Genomic DNA, 6,752 nt, shown 5'->3' on the forward strand with positions numbered 1-6,752 from the left:
AGGTGGGGATGAAATTTATTTATTCAGCACCATCCGGAAAGATAAAAACGTTTTCTCAGGCGTTCTGTCGCGGTAGTCTCATAGGTTCCGTTTATATGACGGCCGCTATGTGAGTGACCTTTTCTTATACCAATAATTAAAAAATCAGTACGGACAGGACAACTATGGACTCCACCCTCATCTCCGATCGTCCCAACGAGGAGACACCTTCGCTCAATCGTGCCCGCCGCGCAGCCTTAGGCAGCTTCGCGGGTGCCGTCGTCGACTGGTATGATTTTCTGCTTTACGGCATCACTGCCGCCCTGGTCTTTAACCGCGAATTCTTCCCCCAGGTCAGCCCCGCGATGGGCACGCTCGCCGCGTTTGCCACCTTCGGCGTCGGCTTTCTGTTTCGCCCGCTGGGCGGGGTGATCTTCGGCCACTTCGGTGACCGACTCGGCCGCAAGCGCATGCTGATGCTCACCGTCTGGATGATGGGGATCGCCACCGCGCTGATTGGTATTCTCCCTTCGTTTTCCGCCATTGGCTGGTGGGCGCCGGTACTGCTGGTCACCCTGCGCGCCATCCAGGGCTTCGCCGTCGGCGGCGAATGGGGCGGCGCGGCGCTGCTGTCCGTTGAGAGCGCGCCGAAGCACAGGAAAGCGTTTTACAGCAGCGGCGTGCAGGTCGGGTACGGCGTAGGCCTTCTGCTTTCCACCGGGCTGGTATCGCTAATCAGCCAGCTCACCACCGACGAGCAGTTCCTGAGCTGGGGCTGGCGCATTCCGTTCATCTTCAGCATCGTGCTGGTCATCGCCGCGCTGTGGATCCGTAACGGGATGGAGGAGTCGGCTGAGTTTGAAAAACAACAGCTGGAAAAACCGCTCGCCAAAAAGCGTCTGCCTGTGATGGAAGCGCTGGTTCAGCACCCTAGCGCTTTTCTGAAAATTATCGCCCTGCGCCTGTGCGAGCTGCTGACGATGTATATCGTCACCGCGTTTGCCCTGAACTATTCGACGCAGAACCTCGGTCTGCCGCGCGAGCTGTTCCTCAATATTGGCCTGCTGGTCGGCGGGATCAGCTGCCTGACAATCCCCTGCTTCGCGTGGCTGGCGGACCGGTTTGGCCGCCGCCGCGTTTACATTACCGGAGCGCTGATTGGCACCCTCAGCGCCTGGCCATTCTTTATGGCGCTGGAGGCGCAGTCGATCTTCTGGATTGTCTTCTTCGCCATCATGCTCGCCAACATCGCGCACGATATGGTGGTCTGCGTCCAGCAGCCGATGTTCACCGAGCTGTTTGGCGCAAGCTACCGCTACAGCGGCGCGGGCGTGGGCTATCAGGTGGCAAGCGTGGTCGGCGGCGGTTTTACGCCGTTTATTGCCGCCGCGCTGGTGACCTTCTCCGGCGGCAACTGGCACAGCGTGGCGATTTATCTGCTGGCCGGCTGCCTGCTGTCGGCAGCGACGGCGCTGCTGATGAAAGAGACAAGCCACGGCTGATCTCCCTTTTGTTTCACAGGCGTGTGACATACTATCGGGTAGAGTCGCACACCTGTGGAACAAGGAGACAGAGATGAATAATAAGGGCTCCAGCCTGACCCCGGCTCAGGCGCTGGAAAAACTCGACGCGCTGTATGAACAGTCCGTCAACGCGCTGCGCGGCGCCATCAGCGAATATATCGAAACAGGGAAACTTCCCGACCAAAAGGCCAGAACCGAGGGCCTTTTTGTTTATCCATCGCTCTCTGTGACCTGGGACGGCAGCGCCAGCAGTAATCCCAAAACCCGCGCCTACGCGCGCTTTACCCACTCCGGCTGCTACAGCACCACCGTCACCCGCCCTGCGCTGTTCCGACCGTATCTTGAAGAACAGCTTACGCTGCTGTACCAGGATTACGGCGCGCATATTGCCGTTGAGCCCTCGCAGCATGAGATCCCGTATCCGTACGTGATTGACGGTTCGGCGTTAACCCTTGACCGCTCCATGAGCGCGGGGCTGACCCGCCACTTCCCGACGACGGAACTTTCGCAGATTGGCGATGAGACGGCCGACGGGATTTATCACCCGGCAGAATTTTCTCCCCTGTCGCATTTTGATGCCCGCCGGGTCGATTTCTCCCTGGCGCGCCTGCGCCACTACACCGGTACGCCAGTCGAACATTTCCAGCCGTTCGTGCTCTTTACCAACTACACCCGCTACGTCGACGAGTTTGTCCGCTGGGGCTGCAGCCAGATCCTCAACCCGGAGAGCCCGTACATCGCGCTGTCCTGCGCGGGCGGGATCTGGATCACCGCGGAGACCGAAGCGCCCGAGCAGGCCATTTCCGACCTGGCGTGGAAAAAGCACCAGATGCCCGCCTGGCATCTGATCACCGCAGACGGCCAGGGCATTACGCTGATTAACATCGGCGTTGGCCCGTCAAATGCCAAGACCATCTGCGACCATCTGGCGGTACTGCGCCCGGACGTGTGGCTGATGATTGGCCACTGCGGCGGCCTGCGCGAAAGCCAGCTGATTGGCGACTACGTGCTGGCCCACGCCTATCTGCGCGATGACCACGTGCTTGATGCGGTGCTGCCGCCGGATATCCCAATCCCGAGCATCGCCGAAGTACAGCGCGCGCTGTATGACGCCACCAAAGAGGTCAGCGGCATGCCGGGCGAAGAGGTTAAACAGCGCCTGCGCACCGGTACGGTCGTCACAACGGATGACCGCAACTGGGAGCTGCGCTACTCCGCCTCCGCGCTGCGGTTCAACCTGAGCCGCGCGGTGGCGATCGATATGGAGAGCGCCACCATTGCCGCGCAGGGGTATCGCTTCCGCGTCCCTTACGGCACGCTGCTGTGCGTCTCCGATAAGCCGCTGCACGGTGAAATTAAGCTGCCGGGCCAGGCCAACCGTTTCTATGAAGGGGCTATCTCAGAGCATCTGCAGATTGGTATTCGTGCGATTGATTTACTTCGCGCGGAGGGCGACAAGCTGCATTCGCGCAAGCTGCGCACCTTCAACGAGCCGCCGTTCCGCTAATAACAAGGATAAACCATGCACACCACATCACCGCTCTCTGCCCTGCGCCACTGGCTTGAGGCCAGCCATCTCGACGGGATGATCGTCCCGCGGGCGGATGCCTGGCAGAGCGAATACTGCGCGCCCTACGACGAAAAGCTGGCCTGGCTGACGGGCTTTGACGGTTCGGCCGGCGTGGCGCTGGTGCTGAAAAACAAAGCGCTGCTGTTCGTCGACGGGCGCTATCAGGTTCAGGCGCGCGTTCAGGTCAATACGGATGAGGTTGAGATCCACCACCTGCACAACGAGCCGCTGGCAGAATGGCTGGCAGAAAACGTTGAGGCAGGAACGCGCATCGGTTTTGACGCGCTGCTGATGACCAACGCGGAGTTTGAGCAACTGTCAGCCACGCCGTGCGAGCTGGTGCCGCTGAAGGCCTCGCCGTTTGACGCGCTATGGACCGATCGTCCTGCCGCACCGGCGGGGCTTATCCGTGAGATGCCGGTTGAACACAGCGGCGAACGCAGCGCGGACAAACGCCAGCGCGTCGCCGCCGTGCTGGCCGCAAACAACGCTGATTATCTCGCCGTCACCCTGCCGGATAACATCGCCTGGCTGTTAAACGTCCGCGGTGCGGATATCCCTTACAGCCCGGTACCGCTCTCCTTTGCCCTTCTTGGTCGTGACGGTCACGTTGAGTGGTTTGTTAACGACAATAAGCTCAGCGCCCTGCCTGACGGTGTGCGCAATGCGTTCACCATTGCGCCGCAGGATACCTTTATTGAACGCTGCCAGCAGATTGCCGTAGGCAAACGGGTGATGATTGATGCCGATTCCGCGCCGGTTGCCCTGCGCTTCGCCGTTGAACCACGGGGAGAAATTGTCTGGCGGACCGATCCCATCACCCTGATGAAAGCGACTAAAAACCCGGTCGAGCTGGCGGGTTATCGCGAGTGCCATCACCGGGACGGGGCCGCGTGGGTCAATTTCCTCGCCTGGCTGAGCCGCGAAGTGCCGCGGCGCGAGGCGGCAGGACAACCGCTCACCGAGCTGGACGCGCAGGCGCAGCAGCTTGCGTTCCGTCAACAGCAGCCCGGGTTCATCGAGCAGAGTTTTGCAACCATCTCCGCCTCTTCGAGCAATGCGGCGATGTGCCACTACCATTCGAGCGAGGCCAGCAATAAGCCCATCGGTCATGACCATTTTTACCTGAACGATTCCGGCGGTCAGTATGCTAACGGCACCACCGACGCCACCCGCACGCTGGCGTGGGGGAAAGTCGATCCGCAGCAGCGCCTGCACTACACTGCCGTGCTGAGAGGCTTCCTGTCGCTCATTACCCTGCAGTTCCCATCCGGGACTCAGGGGCATCAGCTGGATGCGTTTGCGCGTCGCCCGCTGTGGGAGATGGGGCTGGATTACGATCACGGCACGGGACACGGCGTGGGGCACCAGCTGCTGATCCACGAGAACCCGCATCGCATCGCCAAAAAGGTTAACCCGTGGCCGCTGGTGGCGGGCAATATCATGACTATCGAGCCAGGCTACTATCTGGGCGATAGCCACGGTATTCGTATTGAAAACCAGGTGGAGATTGTGGAGAGCCGTCCGGGGTTCTGCAAATTTGCCTCGCTGACGCTGATCCCGATCGACTTAAGTCAGGTTGAGCTGCATCTGCTGAGCGAGCAGGAAAAGCAGTGGCTGGATGCGTATCATCAGCAGGTACGCGAGGCGCTCTCACCTCTGGTGAATAGCGAAGCGCGTGAGTGGCTGGTTGAGGCGACGGCGCCGATTGGTTTGGTTCGATAGTGCATTGTGCGGGCTGGTGCCCTCACCCCAGCCCTCTCCCACGGGAGAGGGTGCAAACACTAAAAACGGCAACCCGGTTGCCGTTTTGCGTTTACCTTGCGCAGAAAAGCAAAAAGCCTGCTTTAAAAGCAGGCTTTTCAAATTTGGCTCCTCTGACTGGACTCGAACCAGTGACATACGGATTAACAGTCCGCCGTTCTACCGACTGAACTACAGAGGAATCGTGTGAACGGGGCGCATATTATCGATGCTCCCCCGGGATGTCAAAGGCAGAATGCACATTTCCGATCGTTTGCCGAATTATTCTCCACTTCGCGCAATTGTCAGGCATTTTTCCGCGGATATTTCCACAGCCAGCGTCCGCTGACCATCCGCCAGTAGAACAGCGTGCCCCGCACGGCCCAGTCGAGGAACATCCCCAGCCAGACGCCGACCACACCCCATCCGAGCATCACCCCGAGCGTATACCCCGCGACAACGCGACATCCCCACATGCCGAGCATCGATACCCACATCGCAAAGCGGGCATCGCGTGCCCCTTTCAGCCCGGCGGGTAATACCCATGAGGCTGCCCAGATGGGCATAAAGGCCGCGTTGAGCCAGATGAGGATCTTAACAACCTCTTTAACGTCGTCTTCGTGGGTATAGAACGAGGCCATCAGCCCGGCAAACGGCGCGGTTCCCCAGGCGATCAGCGTCAGCCCAATGGTCGACAGCCAGAACACGTGCCGCAGCTGCCGCTCCGCCTGGCCTATCTGCCCTTTCCCGAGCCGTTTACCCGTAATAATGGTCGATGCTGAACCCAGCGCGTTACCCGGCAGGTTAATCAGCGAGGCAATAGAGAAGGCGATAAAGTTACCGGCGATAACGTCGGTGCCCATCCCGGCGACAAACATCTGCGTGAGCAGCTTCCCGCCGTTGAACAACACCGATTCTATGCTCGCGGGAATGCCGATCCCCATCACTTCCCAGATAATGGCGAAATTAAAGGGGCGGAAATAGCTTTTTAGCGTCAGACGCAGCGAAGGGGTAATCCCCGCCATCAGCACCCCAATGATGGCTACCGCACCGATATAGCGTGAAATGGTTAACCCCAGTCCGGCACCGACGAACCCCAGCCCCTCCCACGAGAACACGCCGTAGATCAGCACGCTGCTGATAATGATATTCAGGATATTCATCCCGCCGTTGATCAGCAGCGGAATTTTGGTGTTGCCCGCCCCGCGCAGCGCACCGCTGCCAATCAGCGCAATGGCCGCCGCCGGATAGCTTAAGACGGTCATTTCCAGGTAGGTCAGCGCCAGGTCTTTAACCTCGTTAGTGGCCTCCCCGGCGACAAAGTCGATAATCTCTTTACCGAAATAGTGGATCACCGCCGCCAGAACGATCGAAAAAATGGTCATGATCATCAGCGACTGGCGGGCCGCCTCGCGTGCACGTTTGGGATCAAGCTTGCCGAGGCTAAAGGCCACCACCACCGTCGTCCCGAGATCTATGGCGGCAAAGAACGAGATCACCACCATGTTAAAGCTGTCCGCCAGCCCAACCCCAGCCATCGCCTCTTTTCCCAGCCAGCTCACCAGGAAGGTGCTCAAAACCCCCATCAGCAGAACGCAGGTATTTTCCAGGAAGATAGGCACGGCAAGGGGGGTGATTTCACGCCAGAACAGGACACGATAGCTTTTACGTTTTGCATACCATGGCGTGCGCGTTATCGCCTGGCGTAAGGAGGCAGTGACGTTCAAAATGGACCTTAGCGAGAAAAGTTGAAACTCCATTTCAAATGATGGGGGACAAATGCTAATCCTGCAAAGTATTTTCCAGAAAAAGATGTGTGGATTTACAACAAACTGATGACAGAATCAGCAATCAGTCGGTTTTCCCTAAGATCAGGTTTGACAAAAGTTTTTTCGCCGCTAAGATAAGCCTCCACAACGATTCCTCTGTAGTTCAGT

The 6,752-nt window shown here is 58.9% G+C and carries 4 protein-coding genes and 1 tRNA gene; 3 read left to right on the top strand and 2 right to left on the bottom strand.

What is annotated here, in order from left to right; genetic code table 11:
• Window positions 1–164 precede the first annotated feature (164 nt).
• The 3 genes from shiA to IM317_RS20115 all read left to right on the top strand — a co-directional run bounded on the left by shiA (window position 165) and on the right by IM317_RS20115 (window position 4,797).
• The gene (shiA, locus tag IM317_RS20105; RefSeq protein ID WP_033145940.1) at window positions 165–1,481 is read left to right on the top strand and encodes a shikimate transporter; all 1,317 of its coding nucleotides are present in this window, start codon (window positions 165–167) and stop codon (window positions 1,479–1,481) included.
• A gap of 73 nt (window positions 1,482–1,554) precedes the next feature.
• Complete coding sequence (locus tag IM317_RS20110) at window positions 1,555–3,009, top strand: AMP nucleosidase (protein ID WP_033145941.1); 1,455 nt, start codon at window positions 1,555–1,557, stop codon at window positions 3,007–3,009.
• A gap of 15 nt (window positions 3,010–3,024) precedes the next feature.
• The gene (locus tag IM317_RS20115) at window positions 3,025–4,797 is read left to right on the top strand and encodes an aminopeptidase P family protein (protein WP_033145942.1); all 1,773 of its coding nucleotides are present in this window, start codon (window positions 3,025–3,027) and stop codon (window positions 4,795–4,797) included.
• Window positions 4,798–4,941: 144 nt separating this feature from the next.
• Here IM317_RS20115 and IM317_RS20120 read toward each other — a convergent pair.
• Together IM317_RS20120 and emmdR are read right to left on the bottom strand one after the other, a co-directional pair.
• Window positions 4,942–5,017, bottom strand: a tRNA-Asn gene (locus IM317_RS20120).
• Window positions 5,018–5,120: 103 nt separating this feature from the next.
• Entirely contained in the window at window positions 5,121–6,575 is a 1,455-nt protein-coding gene (gene emmdR, locus IM317_RS20125) for a multidrug efflux MATE transporter EmmdR (RefSeq protein ID WP_120785279.1), read from the bottom strand.
• Between the last annotated feature and the right edge of the window lie 177 nt (window positions 6,576–6,752).

This window comes from Enterobacter cloacae complex sp. S3, from assembly GCF_014930495.1.
GTDB lineage: Bacteria > Pseudomonadota > Gammaproteobacteria > Enterobacterales > Enterobacteriaceae > Enterobacter > Enterobacter asburiae_B.

What these genes read in the sequence shown, in the direction of transcription:
- shiA (WP_033145940.1), top strand. Translation starts at nt 165, where the DNA reads ATGGACTCCACCCTCATCTCCGATCGTCCCAACGAGGAGACACCTTCG.
- IM317_RS20110 (WP_033145941.1), top strand. Translation starts at nt 1,555, where the DNA reads ATGAATAATAAGGGCTCCAGCCTGACCCCGGCTCAGGCGCTGGAAAAA.
- IM317_RS20115 (WP_033145942.1), top strand. Translation starts at nt 3,025, where the DNA reads ATGCACACCACATCACCGCTCTCTGCCCTGCGCCACTGGCTTGAGGCC.
- emmdR (WP_120785279.1), bottom strand. Translation starts at nt 6,575, where the DNA reads ATGGAGTTTCAACTTTTCTCGCTAAGGTCCATTTTGAACGTCACTGCC.